Source organism: Propionibacterium acidifaciens DSM 21887 (assembly GCF_000426605.1).
GTDB lineage: Bacteria > Actinomycetota > Actinomycetes > Propionibacteriales > Propionibacteriaceae > Propionibacterium > Propionibacterium acidifaciens.
In genome coordinates this window covers 20,800-40,568 of record NZ_AUFR01000028.1, presented here as the reverse complement: position 1 = coordinate 40,568, position 19,769 = coordinate 20,800, and the positions used below count along the sequence as shown (strand labels likewise).

The 19,769-nt window shown below is 73.5% G+C and carries 16 protein-coding genes; 15 read left to right on the top strand and 1 reads right to left on the bottom strand.

The window, feature by feature from the left end; genetic code table 11:
* On the top strand, positions 1–800 hold an 800-nt coding region (locus K336_RS0109880; protein WP_211223486.1), incomplete at its 5' end, for a hypothetical protein.
* Positions 801–853: 53 nt separating this feature from the next.
* Here the strand turns inward: K336_RS0109880 and K336_RS15840 are convergent.
* On the bottom strand, positions 854–3,076 hold the full coding sequence (locus tag K336_RS15840) for a HelD family protein (protein ID WP_043150769.1): 2,223 nt from the start codon (positions 3,074–3,076) through the stop codon (positions 854–856).
* A gap of 160 nt (positions 3,077–3,236) precedes the next feature.
* On the opposite strand from K336_RS15840, the gene K336_RS0109870 reads away from it, so the two are divergent.
* The 14 genes from K336_RS0109870 to ftsZ all read left to right on the top strand — a co-directional run bounded on the left by K336_RS0109870 (position 3,237) and on the right by ftsZ (position 19,767).
* Complete coding sequence (locus K336_RS0109870; protein WP_028706930.1) at positions 3,237–3,632, top strand: DUF3040 domain-containing protein; 396 nt, start codon at positions 3,237–3,239, stop codon at positions 3,630–3,632.
* Between the two features lie 562 nt (positions 3,633–4,194).
* Positions 4,195–4,632: a division/cell wall cluster transcriptional repressor MraZ gene (gene mraZ / locus K336_RS0109865; RefSeq protein ID WP_021796164.1), complete on the top strand. Its 438-nt coding sequence runs from the start codon at positions 4,195–4,197 to the stop codon at positions 4,630–4,632.
* Between the two features lie 114 nt (positions 4,633–4,746).
* Positions 4,747–5,739: a 16S rRNA (cytosine(1402)-N(4))-methyltransferase RsmH gene (gene rsmH, locus K336_RS0109860; RefSeq protein WP_028706929.1), complete on the top strand. Its 993-nt coding sequence runs from the start codon at positions 4,747–4,749 to the stop codon at positions 5,737–5,739.
* Positions 5,739–6,251, top strand: coding sequence for a hypothetical protein (locus K336_RS0109855; RefSeq protein ID WP_123826245.1), 513 nt, complete (start codon positions 5,739–5,741; stop codon positions 6,249–6,251). The genes rsmH and K336_RS0109855 overlap by 1 nt, the downstream gene beginning before the upstream one ends.
* A 131-nt stretch (positions 6,252–6,382) precedes the next feature.
* A complete protein-coding gene (locus K336_RS0109850) occupies positions 6,383–8,188 on the top strand; it encodes a peptidoglycan D,D-transpeptidase FtsI family protein (protein ID WP_028706928.1) in 1,806 nt (601 codons plus the stop codon).
* Entirely contained in the window at positions 8,188–9,780 is a 1,593-nt protein-coding gene (locus K336_RS15835; RefSeq protein WP_081660753.1) for a UDP-N-acetylmuramoyl-L-alanyl-D-glutamate--2,6-diaminopimelate ligase, read from the top strand. The genes K336_RS0109850 and K336_RS15835 overlap by 1 nt, the downstream gene beginning before the upstream one ends.
* A 1-nt stretch (position 9,781) precedes the next feature.
* Positions 9,782–11,242: a UDP-N-acetylmuramoyl-tripeptide--D-alanyl-D-alanine ligase gene (locus K336_RS0109840; protein ID WP_081660752.1), complete on the top strand. Its 1,461-nt coding sequence runs from the start codon at positions 9,782–9,784 to the stop codon at positions 11,240–11,242.
* The gene (gene mraY, locus K336_RS0109835; protein ID WP_021796070.1) at positions 11,239–12,333 is read left to right on the top strand and encodes a phospho-N-acetylmuramoyl-pentapeptide-transferase; all 1,095 of its coding nucleotides are present in this window, start codon (positions 11,239–11,241) and stop codon (positions 12,331–12,333) included. Before K336_RS0109840 ends, mraY begins: the two co-directional genes overlap by 4 nt.
* A gap of 16 nt (positions 12,334–12,349) precedes the next feature.
* Positions 12,350–13,810 carry a UDP-N-acetylmuramoyl-L-alanine--D-glutamate ligase gene (gene murD / locus K336_RS0109830; RefSeq protein ID WP_021796071.1) on the top strand — a complete coding sequence of 487 codons (1,461 nt, stop codon included), beginning with the start codon at positions 12,350–12,352 and terminating at the stop codon, positions 13,808–13,810.
* A 1-nt stretch (position 13,811) separates the two neighbouring features.
* Positions 13,812–15,089, top strand: coding sequence for a peptidoglycan glycosyltransferase FtsW (locus K336_RS0109825; RefSeq protein WP_021796065.1), 1,278 nt, complete (start codon positions 13,812–13,814; stop codon positions 15,087–15,089).
* Positions 15,089–16,198: an undecaprenyldiphospho-muramoylpentapeptide beta-N-acetylglucosaminyltransferase gene (gene murG / locus K336_RS0109820; RefSeq protein WP_028706924.1), complete on the top strand. Its 1,110-nt coding sequence runs from the start codon at positions 15,089–15,091 to the stop codon at positions 16,196–16,198. Before K336_RS0109825 ends, murG begins: the two co-directional genes overlap by 1 nt.
* Complete coding sequence (gene murC, locus K336_RS0109815) at positions 16,185–17,618, top strand: UDP-N-acetylmuramate--L-alanine ligase (protein WP_028706923.1); 1,434 nt, start codon at positions 16,185–16,187, stop codon at positions 17,616–17,618. The genes murG and murC overlap by 14 nt, the downstream gene beginning before the upstream one ends.
* Positions 17,615–18,331, top strand: coding sequence for a cell division protein FtsQ/DivIB (locus K336_RS0109810; RefSeq protein WP_028706922.1), 717 nt, complete (start codon positions 17,615–17,617; stop codon positions 18,329–18,331). Before murC ends, K336_RS0109810 begins: the two co-directional genes overlap by 4 nt.
* A 236-nt stretch (positions 18,332–18,567) precedes the next feature.
* Positions 18,568–19,767 carry a cell division protein FtsZ gene (gene ftsZ / locus K336_RS0109805; RefSeq protein ID WP_028706921.1) on the top strand — a complete coding sequence of 400 codons (1,200 nt, stop codon included), beginning with the start codon at positions 18,568–18,570 and terminating at the stop codon, positions 19,765–19,767.
* The last annotated feature ends 2 nt before the right edge of the window (positions 19,768–19,769 follow it).

The following is a 19,769-nucleotide window of genomic DNA, read 5'->3' as shown; positions in this document are numbered from 1 at the left end:
GAATTTCAGGGTCGGAGAGGATGACTGGGGAGCTTGACTGCGCCCTGACAGTCGGTGGTGGCCGTGTCGCGAACGTGGGTCCGGGAACAAGGGAAGGGAGTGGTGGTCCTGTGCTTTTCGGTGGTCGGCTCGCGCCGTTGACGTTTTCGATTGGTTTCCTCGGTGCGCCGCCGGAGGAGGTGGCGGCTGTTCTGGTCGAGTTCTTCACGAGGGTTCATGACGGCGGGCGGGCCACGGAGCTCGGGGGCTCGTTGGAGGAGAATCTCCTCGAGCTGCAGCCGCTCACCATCGCTTCGCGTCCTCGCATTCTTCTGACCTCGACGGCCCTGGACGGGTGGACGGCGATGTTCGAGGGCGATGCCCTCGGTCAGGGCGTCGCTCAACTGACAGGACTCCTGGCCAGTCAACTGTTGAAGGTGCGCGGGTATTTCGTTTCGTCTGTCCCGCCTGCCGGCAACAGTGGGGGGCCGTTGGGGGCGCGGCAGTTCCGGGTGTTGGGTCCGGAGACGAAACTCGGTACGGTTCGGACGGTTGATCTGATCGAGAACAATCCTGGACGCTGGTATTTCGAGGCGGGCGGCGAGGTCCAGTCGTTCGAGGATGTGGAGGCGTACGGGAGCCGGCGTCGTCGGGACCGGTTCACGGAGGAGATGCTGGCGGGGTACGCGGCCGCGGTGGGTCTGCGGCCGTGGGACGAGTCGTTCTACCGGAACCCGTCGTACCTGGTCACCAATGCCGCCACGATCCGTTACCCGTTCACCCTTGGGCAGGCCCGTGCCAGGCTGGGGCTGGACGGCTGATCCGTGGCCATCGACGTGGCAGTGCCTCGTCGGTCGCGACGCGGGCCGATGGCTCACCCGGCTTCGAGCCCCTCGCGCCAGCCGCCGGGGAAGGCGCCCGGCGTGATGTCGAGCGTGACGAGCACCCGCGTGGGGCGGGTCAGCGCCACGTAGAGCACGCGCGGGCCGCCCGGGGCCTCGTCGACGATCTCGTCGGGCGCGACGACCAGCGCCGCGTCGTACTCGAGGCCCTTCGCCTCCAGGGCCGTCACGACGAAGATCCGCTCGGCGTCCCCGAGGCCGAGCGCGACGACCTCGTCGTAGCGGGACGGCGGGACGATGACGCCGACGGTGCCCTCGACCCGGTCGGCCAGCGCCGACACCTGGGCGCGGATCTCCTCGTCGGCGTGCTCCGGGGTGCAGCTGAGCAGCCGGGGTCGCTCACCGGTGCTGCGCACCGCGTTCGGCAGGTCGGCGTCGTCGACGAGCCGGCGGATGTAGGCGCCCGCCAGGGCCATGACCTCGGCGGGGGAGCGGTAGTTCGTCGCCAGCCGGAAGGTGCGGTGCGGGGCCCGTCCGACGAGCTCGCGCATGGCGCGCTCGGTCTGGCCCGCGTCGGGGTAGGAGCTCTGCGCCGGGTCGCCGACGATCGTCCAGCTCGCCTGGGGGCCGCGGCGGCGGATCATGCGCCACTGCATCGGCGTGATGTCCTGGGCCTCGTCGACGAGCACGTGCGAGTAGTTCTCGAGCGGGTCCTCGTCCTCGCGGCGGTCGGTGAGCAGATCCGCGACCGTCACGAGCTCGGCGACGTCCGAGTCCTCCTCGACGAGCAGTCCGGGCTCCTCGTCGACGGCCGCCGGGGCGGGACCGAGGACGGTGTACAGCTCGTCGAGCAGCGGGACGTCCGAGACGGTCCAGGCCGGCCGCGGCTGGCCGGCCTCGGGCAGGTAGCCGCGCGCGTGGGCCAGCGACTGCGACAGGACGGCCTGCTCGTCGGGGTCGAGCAGCCCGTTGGCCACCTTGGCGAGCACCGACGGCTCGGCCAGACGGGCGAGCGTCTGCTCGGGCCCGACCAGCGGCCACCATGCGTTCAGGAACATCCGCCAGGACGCCTGCCCGGTGACGCGCTCGTCGAACTCCTCGCGCCCCATGTCGGCGAGCTCGGCCGGGCGGCGCTCGTGGAGGGCGTCCAGCAGCATCTCCTCGGCGGCCGGACGGGCCTGGTTCATCGTGCGCTGGCCGAGCACCCGGGTGCGGATGCCCGCGAGGGTGCGCGCGTCCAGCCGCAGGAACTCGCCCTTGACGGCGACCTTGAGACCGCGCGCGGGCTCGGCCGTCAACGGTTCGTGGGCGATGCGGCGCATCAGCCGGGTCATGACCGGCGAGCCCTTGAGGACGGCCGTCTCGGCGTCGTCCTGCCGGTCGGTGCCCACTCCGAGCACGTCCTGGGCCACGCGCCCGACGCTGCGCAGCGCCACGGCGTCCTCGCCGAGGCCGGGCAGGACGCGCTCGATGTAGCGCATGAAGACGTCCGAGGGGCCGACGACGAGCACCCCGCCGCGCTCGAGACGCCTGCGGTGCGTGTAGAGCAGGTAGGCGGCCCGGTGGAGGGCGACGACCGTCTTGCCGGTGCCGGGCCCGCCCGCGATCATCGTGACCCCCTGGTAGGGGGCGCGGATCGCCTCGTCCTGCTCGGCCTGGATCGTCGCCACGATGCTGCGCATGTGCGCGCCGCGGGCCCGCGACAGGGCCGCCATGAGCGCGCCCTCGCCGATGATCACCAGATCCGTCGGCGCCTGCGTGTCGAGCAGGTCGTCCTCGATGCCGATGACCCTGTCGTCGCGGCAGCGCAGGACGCGGCGCCGTACGACGCCCATCGGGTTCGTGGGGGTCGCGCGGTAGAACGCGGACGCCGCCGGCGCGCGCCAGTCGATGACGAGGGGCTCGTACTCGGCGTCGCGCACGCCGATGCGGCCGATGTAGCGGCACTCCTCGTCCTCGCGCAGGTCGAGGCGGCCGAAGACCAGGCCCTCGTGCTCCTCGTCGAGGATCGCCAACCGCTTGGCCGCCTGGTAGGCGAAGGCGTCGCGCTCGAACAGGGCGGTGCTGTTCTCCTCGCGCAGCCAGTCGGCCCGGTCCGAGGTGAAGCGGGCGCGGGACTCGGCCTCGACGCCGCGGGCCTCGGCCTCGGCCTGTCGGAGGGCCTCGTAGACGCGGTCGACGTGCCGCTGCTCGGCGGCCAGTTCGGAGGCGAGGGGCTCTGCTGGATCCAGGTGCTCGGATTCGCTCAACTGCATTCTTCCTCATGGCGGGACCGACCAGGTCCGGTGGCGGGATCGATCAATTCTACTCCGTGCCCCGGGGCGTTTCCCCCAGGGCGGGGCGAGTCATAGACTGGGATCACCGTCGACCCGGTGGTGGATCGACGGACCGAACGCCTGACCAAGGAGGCGTGTGATGCCCCTCTCGAACGAAGAGCAAAGGATGCTCGACGAACTCGAAGCATCGCTCATGGCCGAGGATCCCCGGCTCGCCCGCACGATGGGCACGCCGTCGGAGCGCCGTCCCGTCACCCGTTCGCGGCGCCGGGCCGGTCTCGCCGGGCTCGGCTTCGTCGCCGGCCTGGCCCTCCTGCTCGTCGGCATGCAGACCGTCTGGGTCATCAGCGTCATCGGATTCATCCTCATGCTCTGCTCCGCGATCCTCGCGCTCAACGCCTGGGGCGGCACCGGGGGCTCCAGGAACGTCCCCCGCGCGAAGCCGCCGTCCTCGGGCAGGCAGACCCCCTCCGACCCCTTCATGACGAAGATGGAGGACCGCTGGCGTCGTCGCCAGGACGAGGGCCGCTTCTGAATCACCGCCGGCGGTGCCGTTCAACGAGGAGCGGAGCGGCCGCCTGACACGAACCCCCGCACGGGCGCAGCAGGACCCCCGGGTCTTCCGGACCCGGGGGTCCTGCTGCGCCCGCACTCGGCCGGCCGGGCCGCCGGGAAGGGGTCCCGCGTGTCGAGCGCTCGCTGCGCTCCCCGACCTCGTCATCGCCCCCGGGCCGTCGGCTTCCCGGTCCTGCTGCGCCCGCGCCCGTCGGCGGCCGCCGTTCCCGCTCCTCGTCCGCACCGCCTCCCGACCGTGGTGGGGGCGCTCCCCGCCGCCCCTCGGCCACCGCCGTCCCCGCCCGAGGCCGGCGAGCGACTGCGCATCCGGCATGTACTGCCGGGAACTCCGTCCCTCCGCCCGGGAAGACCGGCATCTGCGGCGGTCACGGGCTCCGACGACGGGACCGTCCCGGCCGGGAGAGGGCAGGAGGGACCCGAATGGCCGAGGGGAGCGTTGAATGCGTTAAATGGAGTGAAATGGAGTATCGTGGAGCATAGTGGAGCAAACGTCCTCGGTCGGCGAGTGAAGGGGGAGGCCCATGTTCCTGGGTACCCACACCCCGAAGCTCGACGACAAGGGCCGGTTCTTCCTCCCGGCGAAGTTCCGCGACGAACTGGCCGGCGGCCTCGTCATCACGCGGTCCCAGGACCGCTGCCTGGCGATCTACCCGATGGCCACCTTCGTCGCCATGACCCGGTCGGTGGGCACCGCCCCGGCGACGCTCAAGCAGGTCCGCGACTTCCAGCGCATGCTGGCGGCCGGGGCGAGCGACGAGGTGCCGGACAAGCAGGGGCGAGTGACGATCCCGGCGACCCTGCGCTCCTACGCGGGGCTCGACAAGGAGATCGTCGTCGTCGGCGCCATCAACAGGGTCGAGGTCTGGGACTGCACCGCCTGGGAGAACTACTCCGCCGCCCAGGAGGACGTCTTCGCCGACATGAACGGAGAGATCCTCGCGGGTGATGCTGATCGCTGACTGCGGCATGCGGCTTCGACCCGGGCTGATCCCCTGGCGCACCTTCCCCGGCGCCAGGTGACCCCGGCTCGGGTTGGAACCGGATGCCGCAGTTCCACTTCGGGGGAGGACGTCATGACCGAGCCGGGCACCGGCGTCGACCCCGCCGCGGTCCACGTCCCGGTGATGGCCGAGGCCGTCGCCGCCCACCTCGCCCCCGCCCTCGGGCGTCCCGGCGCCGTCTACGTCGACGGCACCCTCGGCATGGCGGGGCACGCGAGCCTCGTCCTCGACCGGAACCCGGGCGCCGTCCTGGTCGGCATCGACCGCGACGCCGATGCGCTGGAGCTCGCCGGACGACGCCTGGCCCGGTTCGGCGGCCGCGTCCACCTGGTACGGGCCCGCTTCGACGAGCTCGACCGGGTCCTGGCGGGGGTCGGCGTCGAGCGCATCGACGCCATGCTCCTCGACCTGGGCCTGTCGAGCCTGCAGGCCGACCGCGTCGACCGAGGCTTCGCCTACCGCGTCGACGCCCCGCTCGACATGCGCATGGACACCCGGGGCTCCGTGACGGCGGCCGACGTCCTCAACGGCTACGCCCCCGACGAGCTCGTCCGCGTCCTGCGCGACTACGGCGAGGAGCGCCAGGCCCGGCGCATCGTGCGGGCGGTCGTCGCCGAGCGCGAGCGCGAGCCCTTCACCACCTCCGCCCGCCTCGTCCGGACCATCACCGGCGCCCTGCCGGCGGCGGTGCGGGCACGCCAGGGCGGGCATCCGGCCCGCCGCGTCTTCCAGGCGCTGCGCATCGAGGTCAACGGCGAGCTGGACGCGCTGTCGGGCGTCCTGCCTGTCATGCTGGACCGCATGGATGTGCATGCGCGCGCGGCCGTCCTGGCCTACCACTCGCTGGAGGACCGCATCGTCAAACGGGCCTTCGCCGCGGCCGCCGAGGACGCGGCGCCGCCCGGCCTGCCCGTCGTCCCCGAGCACCTGCGCGCGCGCTTCGCGCTCGTCACCCGCGGCGCCGCCCGGCCCGCCGCCGAGGAGATCGCGCGGAACCCCCGCGCCGCATCGGCCCGGCTGCGCGTCCTCGAGCGCATCCGGCCGGTCGACGGGGGGCGGTGCTGATGTCCGCGCGCAGACCCCGCCGCGCCCGTCCGCGCGTCCTCGTCCCCGACGGCCACGGCGGACGGCGTCTGTCCAACGGCGCCTTCGTCCTGGTGCTCATCGGCATGCTCGGCATCGGCCTGGGCGGCGTGGTCGTCCTGAGCACCCAGATCCAGGACCAGCAGACCCAGCTCGAGCAGCTGCAGAACCAGGCCGAGCAGGCCTCCCACCACGAGGCGGCGCTGCAGGGCGAGGTGGAGAGGCTCAGCACCACGAACTCCCTCGCCTCGATGGCCGCGGCCCTCGGCATGGTGCCGAACACGAACCCCCTCATCGTCCAGATGCCCGACGGTGCGAGTCACGGCACGCCCGTCCCGATGGAGGGCACCGAGATGCCCGGGGTCGCCGTCCCGACGGCCGGCGCCCCGTCCGGCGGACCGTCGGCCGGCTCCTCCGCGTCGGCGTCGTCCAGCGCCCCGGCGTCGTCCCCGACGGGCTCCGGGCCCGCTCCGAGCCCCCAGGCGAGTGGCTGATGGGCTCCTCCCGTCCCCGCTCCCACTCGTCCCGCCCGTCGGCCGCGCGCGGGGGCGGCCGACGTCCCCCGTCGGGGCGTCCGGCCGGCTCGTCGGCCCACGGTCCGCGCCGGGGCTCGACCACCCTCCGGGTGCGCATCGCCATGGGCCTCATCGTCGTGCTCACCCTCGCCCTGGCGGCCCGGGCCTTCCAGCTGCAGGGGCTCGACTCGGCGGCCAACGCCCAGGCCGCGGCCGAGAAGATGACCCACACCCGCACGATCAAGGCCACCCGCGGTGCGATCCTCGACCGCAACGGCGAGGTGCTGGCCAGCACCCAGCCGGCGGTGAAGGTCATCGCCGACCCCACCGCGATCAGCGCCAACGGGTACAACACCGGCGGCCTGACCGACGAGCAGGCGGCCGACCTGGCCGAGCGCACCCCCCACCAGATCGCCGAGGTCCTCGTCAACTTCCTCGGCGGCGCGACCACCGACTACCTCCCGGCCCTGACCCGCACGACCAACGACGACGGCTCGGCCGACCAGTACGAGGTGCTCGAGGAGAGGGTGAGCGCCGACACCTACGAGCAGCTCCACCAGGCCCTCGACGAGGCCACCGACGTGCTGGGCAACAAGGGCCTCTACGGCATCACGAGCGAGGACGACCCGATCCGGGTGTACCCCTCGGGCACGCTCGCCTCGAATGTCGTCGGCTTCGTCAACTCCGAGGGGGCCGGCGCGGGGGGCTTCGAGTACTACGCCGACGCGCAGCTCGCCGGCGCCGACGGCTTCGAGCAGTACGAGTCGGGCCAGTACGGCCGCATCCCGCTCGCCGACAACACCCTCAAGGACGCGACCGACGGCACCACCTACACGCTGACGATCGACTCCGGGCTCCAGTACACGGCCCAGCAGCTGCTCGCCTCCCAGGCCGCCGAGTACAACGCGCTGAGCGCCTCGACGGTCGTCATGAACGCCAAGACGGGCGAGATCCTCGCCCTGGCCACCACGCCCGGCTACGACTCGAACGCCCCGGGCGCGGCCGACGCCGACGACCTGGGCAACCGGGCCATCACCGAGGCCTACGAGCCCGGCTCGGTCGCCAAGGTCTTCACCAACGCGGCGCTCTTCGACCAGGGCCTGGCCGACCCCGACACGAAGGTCGAGGTCCCCGCCTCGCTCGCCTCGGGGGACGGCGAGATCAAGGACGCCGACAGGCACGCCGACACGAAGCACTACACGGCCCGCGGGGTCTTCTACCACTCCTCGAACATCGGCTCGGCGCTCCTGCTGCGCCAGATGGACGCCGCCGCCTACCGGCAGTACATGGCCGGCTTCGGCTTCGGCGCCGCCAGCGGCATCGAACTGCCCGGCGAGACCGACGGCTACCTGCCGGACGCGTCGATGCCCGACTACACGCGCGACAACATGGCGTTCGGCCAGGGCTTCTCGGCCAACGCCGTCCAGATGGCCGCCGCGCTCGCCGCCGCGACCAACGGCGGCGTCTACCACCGCCCGACGATCATCGCCGGGGCCACCGGCGCCGACGGAGCCGCGGTGCCCCTGCCGGAGCGGAGCTCCCGGAGGGTCATCTCGGAGCGGGCCAGCGGCCAGGTGCGGGACCTCATGGAGGCGGTCACCGCCGGAGGAACGGGCCAGCAGGGACGGATGATCTCCGGCTACCGGATGGGCGGCAAGTCGGGCACGGCCCAGGTGATCGACCAGACGACCGGCCAGTACGACGCGCACCGCTACATGTCGTCCTATGTGACCGTCGCCCCGATCGAGGACCCGCAGATCCTCGTCTACACCGTCGTCGAGGTGCGGGACCAGTACGGCGGCACGGTTGCCATGCCGACCTCCCGCATGCTCATGTCGGCGGCGCTGCCGCGCTACGGTGTTCTCCCGAGTGCTGAGGTCCCGATCGACACCGAACCCCTGGAGTACGAGCCGTGATGAGTGCACCTGCGCCCGAGAGCAGCGAACGCGCCCTGCGTCCGTCCGCCGTCCGACCCCGACGGCTGGACGAGCTCGCGACCGGGCTCGGCCTGCGCGTGCCGGCCGACGCCGGCGGCACGGTCCTCGTCGACCTCACCCTCGACTCCCGGCAGGTCGGGCCCGGCTGCCTGTACGTCGCCCTGCCCGGCACTCGCACCCACGGTGCGCGCTTCACCGCCCAGGCCGCCGGGGCCGGGGCGGCGGCCGTCCTCACCGACGACGAGGGCGCCGCGCTCGCGGCCGGCTCCGGCGTCCCCGTCGTCGTCGCCGACTCCCCGCGGGTGGCGATGGCCCATCTCGCCGCCCGCCTGTTCGGCGATCCCTCGCGCGGGCTGCTCATGGTCGGGGTCACCGGCACCAACGGCAAGACGACGACCGCCTTCCTGCTCGAGGCCGCCCTGCGCGCGGCCGGGCACCGGGTCGGCACGATCGGCACCATCGGCTTCCGCCTGGACGGGCGCGCCCTGTCCAGCCCCCGCGGCACCGTGACGACGCCCGAGTCCTGCGACCTGCAGGGGCTGCTGGCCGCCATGGCCGAGCGGGGCGCCGACGCGGTGGCGATGGAGGTCAGCTCGCACGCCCTCGCGTTCGACCGGGTCACCGGGGTGCGCTTCGACGCCGCCGCCTTCACGAACCTCGGGCGGGACCATCTCGACTTCCACCGGACGCAGGAGGCCTACTTCGAGGCGAAGGCCCGGCTCTTCGCCCCGGACATGACCCGCCGCGCCGTCGTCAACGCCGACGACGAGTGGGGCCGCGTCCTCGCCGAACGGGTGCGGGCCGCCGGCGGCGTCGACCTGGCCACCTTCGGCTTCGGCGCCGGCGCCGACTACCGGGTGCTGGGCTTCGAGGGCACCGCGTCCGGCGGGGAGCACGTCGAACTCGACGCGGCGGACCGCCGCCTGGACTTCGACATCGCCCTGCCCGGGCGCTACAACGTCGCCAACGCCGCCACCTGCGCGGCCATGCTGGACCTGTGCGGCGTCGACCTCGACGCCGCCCTGCCTGGTCTCGCGGCGGCCCAGGTCCCCGGGCGCATGCAGCGGGTCCCGCTGCCCGCCCCGGCCCCGCGCATCTACGTCGACTTCGCCCACACGCCCCAGGCGGTGGCCTCCGCGCTGGCCGCGGTGCGCGGCCGCACGATCGCCGTCGTGGGCGCCGGGGGCGACCGCGACCGGGCCAAGCGCGAGCCGATGGGCCGGATCGCGGCCCAGCACGCGGACGTCGTCGTCGTCACCGACGACAATCCCCGCACCGAGGAGCCGGCGAGCATCCGGGCCGCCGTGCTGGCGGGCGCGCGCAGCATCGGCCGGGCCGAGGTCATCGACGGCGGCGACCGCCGCAGCGCGATCGCCCGGGCCCTGGCCCTGGCCGGCCCCGACGACGCCGTGGCCGTGCTGGGCAAGGGCCACGAGACGACGCAGGAGGTCGACGGGGTGCGCCACCCCTTCGACGACACGGCGGTGATCGCCCAGGAGTGGGCGCGGCTGCGCGCGGGCGCCGCCGAGGACGACGGGGTGCGCCCCGGCGGCGTGCCGGAGGGGAACTGACGTGCGGGTCACCAGCGCACAGCGCCTCGCGCGGCTCCTGGCGGCCGCGGGCATCGAGCCGTCCGTCGTCGGCGACGGGCAGGTCCCGGTCGGCCCCGACGTCGTCATCGACAACCGCGCCGCCACGGCCGGCTCCCTGTTCATCGGCCTGCCGGGGGAGCGCGTCGACGGCGCCGACTTCGCCGCGGCGGCGGCCGAGCGGGGCGCCGCCGCGGCCGTCGTCGGCCACGACGTCGGGGCGCCGCTGACGCGCCTCGTCGTCCCGGACCCCGCGGCGGCGCTGGCCGCTCTGGCCCGCGCGCTCGTCGACGTCGAGGACCGGCGCGGTATGACGACCCTCGCCATCACCGGCTCCAGCGGCAAGACCTCGACGAAGGACCTGCTGGCCCAGGTGCTCGAGCGCCTCGGCCCCACCGTCAGCCCGGACGGCAACCACAACAACGAGATCGGCGTCCCCCTCACCGCCTGCGGCGTCGACGAGCGCACCCGCTTCCTCGTCGCCGAGATGGGCGCCCGGGGGATCGGCCACATCAGGACGCTGTGCGCGATGGTCCCGCCGCGCATCGCCGCCGTGCTCAACATCGGCACCGCCCATCTCGGCGAGTTCGGCAGCCGGGAGGCGATCGCCCGGGCCAAGGTCGAGATCCTCGAGGCCCTGCCCGCTGACGGCTGGGCGGTCCTCAACGACGACGACCGGCTCGTCGCGGCCATGGCCGGGCGCACCGGTGCCCGCATCGCCCGCTGGTCGGTCGCCGGCCGGCCGGCCGGCGACGCCGAGCTGGCCGTCTGGGCCGAGGACATCGCCCTCGACGCGCTCCAGCGCGGCGCGTTCACCCTGCACGCCCTGCGCGAGGGCGTCCACGGCCGGGTCCCGGTGCGCCTCGGGCTCGTCGGCGCCCACCAGGTCCCCAACGCCGCCGCCGCCGCCGCCATGGCACTGGCCGCGGGGGCCCCGCTCGGCTCCGTCGGTGCGGCGCTCAGCGGAGCCCGCACCCGCTCGCCGCTGCGCATGGAGCTGGTCGAGACCGCCCGCGGCGCGGCGATCGTCAACGACTGCTACAACGCCAACCCCGATTCGACGGCCGCCGCGCTGCGCGCCGTCGCGGCCATGGGCGCGGCGCGCCGGGCCGAGCGGCCGGACGCCCGGGTCATCGCCGTGCTCGGCGACATGGCCGAGCTCGGCCCCGACGCCGACGCCCTGCACCGGGACATCGGCGCGCTCGCCGCCTCGCTCGGCTACGACGAGCTCGTCGCCGTCGGCGAGCACGCCGGCGCGCTCGTCGCCGGCGCGACCGCCGCCGGGCCCGGGACCAACGCCCGGGCGGCGGACAAGGCGGATGTCGCCGGGTCACTAGAGTTGGGCGCGGGCGATGTCGTGCTCGTCAAGGCCAGTCGCGTGCTGGCGCTCGAGGATGTCACCGCACAGCTCATCGACCGTGACGAGGAAGGTACTGCGCGATGATCACGATTCTCTCGGCGGCGATCATCGCCATGGCCGCCACACTCGTGGGCACCCGTTACTTCATCGTCCTGCTCGTGCACCGCGGCTACGGCCAGTTCATCCGCGACGACGGCCCCACGAGCCACCGCACCAAGCGGGGCACGCCCACCATGGGCGGCGCCGTCGTCATCCTCGCCGTCGTCCTCGCCTACTTCCTGGCGCACCTCATCTCCCGCTCCTCGGTCACGGTCTCCGGGCTGCTCGTGCTCGCCGTCTTCGTCGCGACGGGCCTCGTGGGCCTCCTGGACGACTGGACGAAGATCTCCAAGCAGAGATCCCTCGGCCTCACGCCGCGCGGGAAGATGATCGGGCAGGGCCTCATCGGCGTCCTGTTCGGCGTCGCCTCCCTGCTGTTCCCCGCCGCCGCCGACCCCCAGGTCGCCAAGAACGTCGGCGCCCGCCCCGCCACCGTCGCGATCTCGCTCGTCCACGACATCGACTGGCTCCGCCTGCCCGTCGTCGTGGCGATCATCTGGATGACCCTGCTCATCACCGCCGGCTCCAATGCCGTCAACCTCACCGACGGGCTCGACGGCCTGGCCACCGGCGCCTCGACGATGGTCTTCGCCGCCTACGCCCTCATCAGCATCTTCCAGGCGAACCAGTGGTGCGTCACCGGCGGCAACCACGGCCCGCGCTGCTTCACGGTGCGCGACCCGAACGACCTGGCGGTGGTGTCGATCGCTCTGGCGGGCGCCTGCTTCGGCTTCCTGTGGTGGAACGCCAAGCCGGCGAAGATCTTCCTGGGCGACACCGGCTCGCTGGCGCTCGGCGCCGCGATGGCCGCCCTGTCGATCTACACCCGCACCGAGCTGCTGCTCATCGTGCTCGGCATGCTCTTCGTCATCGAGACCGCCTCGGTGATGATCCAGGTGAGCTACTTCAAGCTCTCGCACGGCAGGCGCGTGTTCAAGATGGCCCCGCTCCACCACCACTTCGAGATGGTCGGCTGGGACGAGGTCACGGTGGTGATCCGCTTCTGGATCATCTGCGGGGTGTGCGTGGCCGTGGCCCTCGCACTGTTCTACGGCGGCTGGATATGGGGTTGGTGACATCGTGAAGGACTGGATGGCCGGTGCCGACAGGACCAGCCCGTGGGGGAGGGCCCATGCCGTCGTCGCGGGCCTGGGCACCTCCGGGTACGCCGCAGCCGACGCGCTGCTCGAGCTGGGCGCCTCCGTCACCGTCCTCGACGACGGCGACGACGAGTCGCTGCACGAGCACGCCCGGATCCTCGAGGCCCTCGGCGCGCGGGTGGGCCTCGGCCCCGGCTCGAGCGCGCGGTTGCCCGACGGCGCCGACGTCGTCATCACCTCGCCCGGCTGGCGCCCCGACTGGCCGCTGCTCGCCCAGGCCGCCGGGGCGGGCGTGCCGATCTGGGGCGAGCCCGAGCTCGCCTGGCGCCTCGTGCCCGCCGGCCGCTCGATCGCCTGGCTGGGGATCACCGGCACCAACGGCAAGACGACCACGACGCAGATGCTCGACTCGATGCTGCGGGCCGGAGGCTTCCGCTCCGCGGCCGTCGGCAACATCGGCCGTCCGATCATCGAGGCCATCAACGATCCGGCCGACTACGAGGTCCTCGCGGTCGAGCTGTCGAGCTTCCAGCTGCACTGGTCGCCCTCGCTGGCCCTCCACTCGGCCGCGGTCCTCAACCTCCACGCCGACCACCTCGAGTGGTACGACTACGCCGGCGACACCGCGGCGGCGATGGCCGCCTACGGCGCCGACAAGGCGCGCATCCTCCACGGCGTGCACCACGCATGCGTCTACAACGCCGCCGAGCCGGCCACCCGCGAGATGGTCGCCGACGCCGACGTCGTCGAGGGGGCCCGCGCCATCGGCTTCACCCTCGGCGTCCCGCAGGTCGCGCAGCTGGGCGTCGTGGACGACCAGCTCGTCGACCGCGCCTTCATCGCGCAGCGCCAGACCTCGGCCCTGCCGCTCGCATCGCTCGACGACGTCCGGCCCTACGCCCCGCACAACGTCGAGAACGCCCTCGCCGCGGCCGCCCTGGCCCGCAGCTTCGGCGTCGCGGCGCCGGCCGTCGGCCAAGGGCTGCGCGAGCTCGACCTCGGCGGACACCGCATCGAGACGGTCGCCGAGGCCGGCGGGGTGCGCTGGGTCGACGACTCCAAGGCCACCAACCCGCACGCGGCGAACTCCTCGATGCGCGCCTTCGAGCACATCGTGTGGATCGCCGGGGGCCAGGCCAAGGGCACCTCGTTCGGCGGGCTCATCGACGCCCACCGGGAGCGGCTGCGCGGCGTCGTCCTGCTGGGCGCCGACCGCCGGCTCATCGCCGACGCCCTCGCCGAGCACGCCCCCGAGGTCCCGGTCGTCGTCCTCGACGGAACCGACACCGCGCTCATGGCCGAGGCCGTGCGCCGCGCCGCCGCGATGGCCGTCCCCGGCGACACGGTCCTCATGGCCCCCGGCTGCGCCTCGAAGGACATGTGGCCCGGCTATGCGCAGCGCGGCGACGACTTCGCCGTCGCCGCCCGCGCCGTGACCGCTCGGGGCGCCTGACATGGCCGCCTCCCGCGGGCGCCGGAGGGGCCCGCGCACCGAGCCGAGCGGTCTGAGCGCCGAGCTGCTGGGCGAGGCGGTCGCCCGGCCCAGCGCCGACTACTACCTCGTGCTGTCGTGCGTCGGGCTGCTCCTCGGCCTCGGCGTGCTCATGGTGCTCAGCTCCTCGTCCGTCTACGCCGCCGAGAACCTGGGCGACTCGTACTACTTCCTCCGCCGCCACCTCCTCTACCTGGCCGTCGGCCTCGTGCTCGCCTGGCTCGTCTCGCGGCGCAGCGAGCGGGCACTGGGGGTGCTCGGTTGGCTGCTCGTGGGCGCCATGATCATCGCCGAGCTGCTCGTCGTGTTCACTCCGCTGGGCGACGCCGCCGACGGCGCCTCGAACAAGGGCAACCGCAACTGGCTCAGCCTGGGTCCGCTCAGTCTGCAGCCCTCCGAGTTCGCCAAGATCGGTCTCGTCCTGTGGGCGGCGAGCATCTTCGCGACCAAGCGCAGGAACCTGGGCCGGGCCAAGGATCTCCTCTTCCCGGTCGTCCTCGGCTTCGTCGTCATCATCGGCCTCGTCGTCGTCGGCGGCCACGACCTCGGTACGGGCGTCATCCTCCTGGCGATCATGCTGGCGGTGTACTGGTTCATCGGGGCCCCCTGGCAGCTGCTCGTCGCATTCCTCGCCGCGGCCGTCCTGCTCGTCGCCGCCCTCGTCGTCACGAGCCCGGGGCGGATGCAGCGCATCGGGGCCCTCCTGTCGGGCTCGGGCGCGGTCGGCGACTCCGAGCAGCCGCTCAACGCCGTCTACGCGCTGGCCACCGGCGGCTGGTGGGGCGTCGGGCTGGGCCGCAGCCGCGCCAAGTGGGGCGGACTCTACGACGGCGCCCTCAACGACTACGTCTTCGCGGTGCTCGGCGAGGAGATGGGCCTGCTCGGTACGATCGTCGTGATCGGCCTGTTCCTGAGCCTCGGCCTGGTCGGCATGCGCATCGCGAATCGCAGCACGCGCGTCTTCTGGCGCATGGCCGCCGCCTCGGTGACGGCCTGGCTGCTCATCCAGGCGGTGCTCAACGTGGCCGTGGCGATGAGGATGTTGCCGGTCATGGGCGTGCCGCTGCCGTTCATCAGCTACGGCGGCTCCTCGCTCATCGCCGATCTCGTGGCGGTGGGGGCCCTGCTGGCCGCCGCCCGCCACGAGCCGGAGGCGGCGGCCGCCCTGAAGCGCCGGGGCGCGCCCGCCCGGGGGAGGGCCGTGCGCGTCACCTCAGTGGTCGACGGAAAGGGACGATGATGGTCAACGTCGTGCTGGCGGGTGGCGGGACGGCCGGGCACACCTCGCCGCTCATCGCCACGGCCGAGCAGTTGAGGAGCCTCGACCCGGGCGGGACGGTGGTGTGCATCGGCACGCCCAAGGGCCTGGAGACCCGCGTCATTCCCGAGGCGGGCCTGGAGCTGCGCCTCATCCCGCCGGTGCCGATGCCGCGCCGGCTCACCGGCGAGCTGGTCAAGGTGCCGTTCCGGCTGCGACGGGCGGTCCGCCGGGCGGGACGGGTCCTCGACGACGTCGGCGCCGACGTCGTCGTCGGCTTCGGAGGCTACGTCTCGATGCCCGCCTACCTGGCCGCCCGCCGCCGGCGCGTCCCCGTGGTCATCCACGAGCAGAACGCACTGCCGGGCCTGGCCAACCGCGTGGCCGCCCGCTTCGCCGCGGCCGTGCTCACCTCCTTCCCCGGCACGCCGCTGCCCGGCGCCCGCCAGATGGGGCTGCCGGTGCGCGCCGCCATCACCGAGCTCGCCGAGCAGGGCAGGGCCTCGCGACGGGCCGCCGCCCGCGCCGAGTACGGCCTGCGCGGGGATCTTCCCGTGCTGCTCGTCTCGGGCGGCTCCTCGGGCGCCCGCTCCATCAACACCGCGGTCGTCGCGGCCCGCGACGACCTGCTGGGCGCAGGCATCCAGGTGCTCCACGTGCTCGGCATGAAGAACTTCCACGACGACGAGACCGTCGTCGACGGCTCCACCGGCGCCGGCTACCATCCGCTGGCCTACGTCGACGACATGGAGAACGCCTACGCGGCCGCCGACTTCATGCTGGCCCGCTCCGGCGCCGGCACCGTCGTCGAGACGGCCACGGTCGGCCTGCCGGCCCTCATGGTGCCGCTGCCGATCGGCAACGGCGAGCAGGCGCGCAATGCGAGGCCCCTCGTCGAGGCGGGCGCGGCCCTCGTCGTGCCCGATGACGAGCTCGACCGCGACCGCCTCGTCGGTGAGCTCCTCCCCGTCATGCTGGACGCCGGGCGTCTCGCACGGATGGGCGCCGCGGCCCAGAGGATCATGCCGCCCGGCGCCGCCCGGCGCGTCGCGGGGATCGTGCTCGAGGAGGCCGGCCGTGACGCTGCGTGAACCCGTCGAGCTCGTCGCCCCCGACCGCTTGGGCGCACTGCACCTCATCGCCATGGGCGGCACCGGCATGAGCGGCATCGCCCTCGGCTACCACGAGCTCGGCATCCCGGTCAGCGGCTGCGACCGGACCGACTCGCCGGCCCTGCGGCACCTCGCCGAGCTGGGCATCGAGACCCACGTCGGCCACGACCCCGCCCAGCTGGAGGGGGTGAGCACCGTCGTCGTGTCGAGCGCCATCCCCCCCGACAACGTCGAGCTCGTCGCGGCCCGCCGGGCCGGGCTGCGGGTGTGGCACCGCAGCACGGCGCTGGCCGCCCTCATGCTCGGGCACCGGGGCGTCTCGGTCGCCGGCACCCACGGCAAGACGACGACCAGCGCGATGGTCGCCACGATGGTGGCCGCCGCCGGGGCCGATCCCAGTTACGTCGTCGGCTCGCCGCTCGTCACGACGGGGGAGTCCGCCCGCATCGGCCGCGGCGCCCCCTTCATCGTCGAGGCCGACGAGTCGGACGGCTCCTTCTGGCAGTACCCGACGAGCATCGCCGTGATCACCAACATCGAGGCCGACCACCTCGACAACTGGGGCACCCCCGAGCGCTACGCGGACGGCTTCGCCCGCTTCGCCACGGCCGAGCGGGTCGAGCGGGTCGTCATCAACGGCGACGACCCGGGGGCGAGGGCGCTGGCCGAGCGGCTGCGCGCGGATCCGGCGGTGCGCGCCGGGGTCATCACCTACGGGGAGTCCGCCGGCGTCGACGCCCGGCTGACCGACGTCTCGTCCGCCGGCATGACGGCCCGGGCGCGCCTCGACCACGACGGCCGCGAGCACGGGCTCGAGCTCGCGGTGCCCGGTCGGCACAACCTGTGGAACGCCGCCGCCGCCTTCGTCGTCGGCGAGCTGCTGGGTCTGGACGCCGACGCGCTGCTGGCCGGCGCGCGCTCCTTCGCCGGCACCAGCCGCCGTTTCCAGCTCGTCGGGTCGGTCGCGCTCGACGGCGGCGATGTCACCGTCGTCGACGACTACGCCCACCACCCCACCGAGATCGCCAGGGCCCTGGAGGCCGGGCGCGGGGCGGCTGGCGGGGGGCGCCTCATCGCCTGCTTCCAGCCCCATCTGTTCAGTCGCACCCGCATCTTCGCCGAGGAGTTCGGCCGGGCGCTGGCCGCGGCCGACCTGGTCGTCCTCACCGACGTCTACCCGGCGAGGGAGGAGCCGGAGCCGGGCGTCACCGGCGAACTCGTCGTCGACGCGGCCCGGGCCGCCGGCGCCGACGTCCGGTACGTTCCCGACAAGACCGGGCTGCCCGCCGCCCTCGCCGACCTGGTGCGCGGCGGCGACCTCGTCATGACGCTCGGCGCAGGCGACATCACCCGCGTCGGACCGGCCCTGCTCGAGCGGTTGGGGGCGTCCCGGTCATGAGCGCCGAGCTCGACCAGGCGCTGCGGGTGCGTCAGCGCGCCCGGGCCCGCCGACGCACCCGGCGGTTCGCCGCCGTCGCCGTCGGGCTCCTCGTCGTCGCCGCGCTCGCCTGGCTCGTCGGCTTCTCGCCGGTGCTCGTCGTCCGCGACGTCGAGGTCACCGGCACCGTCCTCACCCCGGTCGACGACGTGCGGGCCGCAGCGGCCGTGCCCGCCGGCGCCCCGCTCGCCCGCCTCGACGGCGCCGCGGTCACCGGCCGCGTCGAGCAGCTGGCGACCGTCGCCGACGCGCGGCTCGTGCGCTCCTGGCCGAGCACCGTGCGGATCGAGGTCACCGAGCGCTCCGCCGTCTACCAGATCGACGCCGGCGGCGGCTACGGGCAGGTCGACTCCTCCGGCGTCGTCTTCACCACGAGCCCCGAGCGCTCAGCCGTCCCCGTCGCCGCGCTCGCCGACGCCGGTGACCAGGGGCTGCGGGCCGCCGTGGCCGCCGCGACGAGCGCCCTGCCCCAGGACGTGCGCGAGCGCCTCGGCTCGGTCAGCGCCGGCTCGGTGGACTCGATCAGCTTCCTCCTCGACGGCGGCACCACGATCTTCTGGGGCGGCGCCGAGCAGTCCGCCGAGAAGGCCTCGGTCATCGAGGTGCTGCTCGCCCGGGGCGGAGACTATACGACGTACGACGTCTCCGCGCCCTCCCGCCCGGCCGCCTCCTGAGCCGTCGTGCGGGTCCGGTCCGCGGCCGGGTGGGAGGGCCCGGAGCGCTCCGATTCAATGTCTCGACCACAGGTTCAGACTCTGGACGGAACACGCCGGGCCGTTGGACTAAGCCACCGGCCTTCCATAGCCTGAGCATGCACTTCCTGCAGGGCACTGTGCGGGTGCATTCGATCAAGCATGTCGGTACAGCGGGGCAGGCGCGGCCAGCTCCCCGAGAAATGAGGCGGACTCCCGTGGCAACTGCGTCCCAGAACTACTTGGCGGTCATCAAGGTTGTGGGCGTCGGCGGCGGTGGTGTCAATGCCGTCAACCGCATGATCGAGGACGGTCTCAAGGGCGTCGAGTTCATCGCCGTGAACACCGACGCGCAGGCGCTGCTCATGAGCGACGCCGACGTCAAGCTCGACATCGGCCGCGAGCTCACGAGGGGTCTCGGCGCGGGCGCGAACCCCGAGACCGGGCGCCAGGCGGCCGAGGACCACGCCGACGAGATCGAGGAGACCCTCAAGGGCGCCGACATGGTCTTCGTCACCGCCGGCGAGGGCGGCGGCACCGGCACCGGCGGCGCGCCCGTCGTCGCGAAGATCGCCCGCTCGCTGGGCGCCCTCACCATCGGCGTCGTCACCCGCCCGTTCCGCTTCGAGGGCAAGCGCCGCGCCCGCCAGGCCGACGAGGGCATCGGACGCCTGTCCGAGGAAGTCGACACGCTCATCGTCATCCCGAACGAGAAGCTGCTCGAGATGACCGACCGCCAGATGTCGATCCTGGACTCCTTCAAGCAGGCCGACCAGGTGCTCATGCAGGGCGTCTCCGGCATCACCGACCTCATCACCACGCCCGGCCTCATCAACCTCGACTTCGCCGACGTGAAGTCCGTCATGAAGGACGCCGGCTCCGCGCTCATGGGCATCGGCTCGGCCCGCGGCGAGGACCGCGCCCGCACCGCCGCCGAGCAGGCCATCAACAGTCCGCTGCTCGAGGCCACCATCGACGGCGCCAAGGGCGTTCTCCTCTCGATCGCCGGCGGCTCCGACCTGGGCCTGTTCGAGGTCTCCGAGGCCGCCGACCTCATCGAGGAGGCCGCCGCCGACGACGCCAACATCATCTTCGGTACCGTCATCGACGACGCCCTGGGCGACGAGGTGCGCGTCACCGTCATCGCCGCCGGCTTCGACAGCGACCAGGGACCCCAGTCCGTCCCGGTGCGCCGTCCCGCCGAGGCGGGCCGCCAGCCGTCCCGCCCCTCCGAGCAGCCGTCCCGCCCGGCGTCCGCCCAGCCCGAGCAGGCGCGCCGCCCGGCCGCCCGCACGCCCTTCTCGACGCCGGCCCCCGTCGAGAACGAGGAGCCCACGCGCCGCACCGGCGTCCAGTCCGAGCAGGCCGTCCTGCCGCCCGATGACGACGAGCTGGACATCCCCGACTTCATGAAGTGAGC

Bases quoted from the DNA above. Each gene is read 5' to 3' on its own strand.
- K336_RS15840 (WP_043150769.1), bottom strand. From the start codon at position 3,076: ATGCAGTTGAGCGAATCCGAGCACCTGGATCCAGCAGAGCCCCTCGCC.
- K336_RS0109870 (WP_028706930.1), top strand. From the start codon at position 3,237: ATGCCCCTCTCGAACGAAGAGCAAAGGATGCTCGACGAACTCGAAGCA.
- mraZ (WP_021796164.1), top strand. From the start codon at position 4,195: ATGTTCCTGGGTACCCACACCCCGAAGCTCGACGACAAGGGCCGGTTC.
- rsmH (WP_028706929.1), top strand. From the start codon at position 4,747: ATGACCGAGCCGGGCACCGGCGTCGACCCCGCCGCGGTCCACGTCCCG.
- K336_RS0109855 (WP_123826245.1), top strand. From the start codon at position 5,739: ATGTCCGCGCGCAGACCCCGCCGCGCCCGTCCGCGCGTCCTCGTCCCC.
- K336_RS15835 (WP_081660753.1), top strand. From the start codon at position 8,188: ATGAGTGCACCTGCGCCCGAGAGCAGCGAACGCGCCCTGCGTCCGTCC.
- mraY (WP_021796070.1), top strand. From the start codon at position 11,239: ATGATCACGATTCTCTCGGCGGCGATCATCGCCATGGCCGCCACACTC.
- murD (WP_021796071.1), top strand. From the start codon at position 12,350: ATGGCCGGTGCCGACAGGACCAGCCCGTGGGGGAGGGCCCATGCCGTC.
- K336_RS0109825 (WP_021796065.1), top strand. From the start codon at position 13,812: ATGGCCGCCTCCCGCGGGCGCCGGAGGGGCCCGCGCACCGAGCCGAGC.
- murG (WP_028706924.1), top strand. From the start codon at position 15,089: ATGGTCAACGTCGTGCTGGCGGGTGGCGGGACGGCCGGGCACACCTCG.
- K336_RS0109810 (WP_028706922.1), top strand. From the start codon at position 17,615: ATGAGCGCCGAGCTCGACCAGGCGCTGCGGGTGCGTCAGCGCGCCCGG.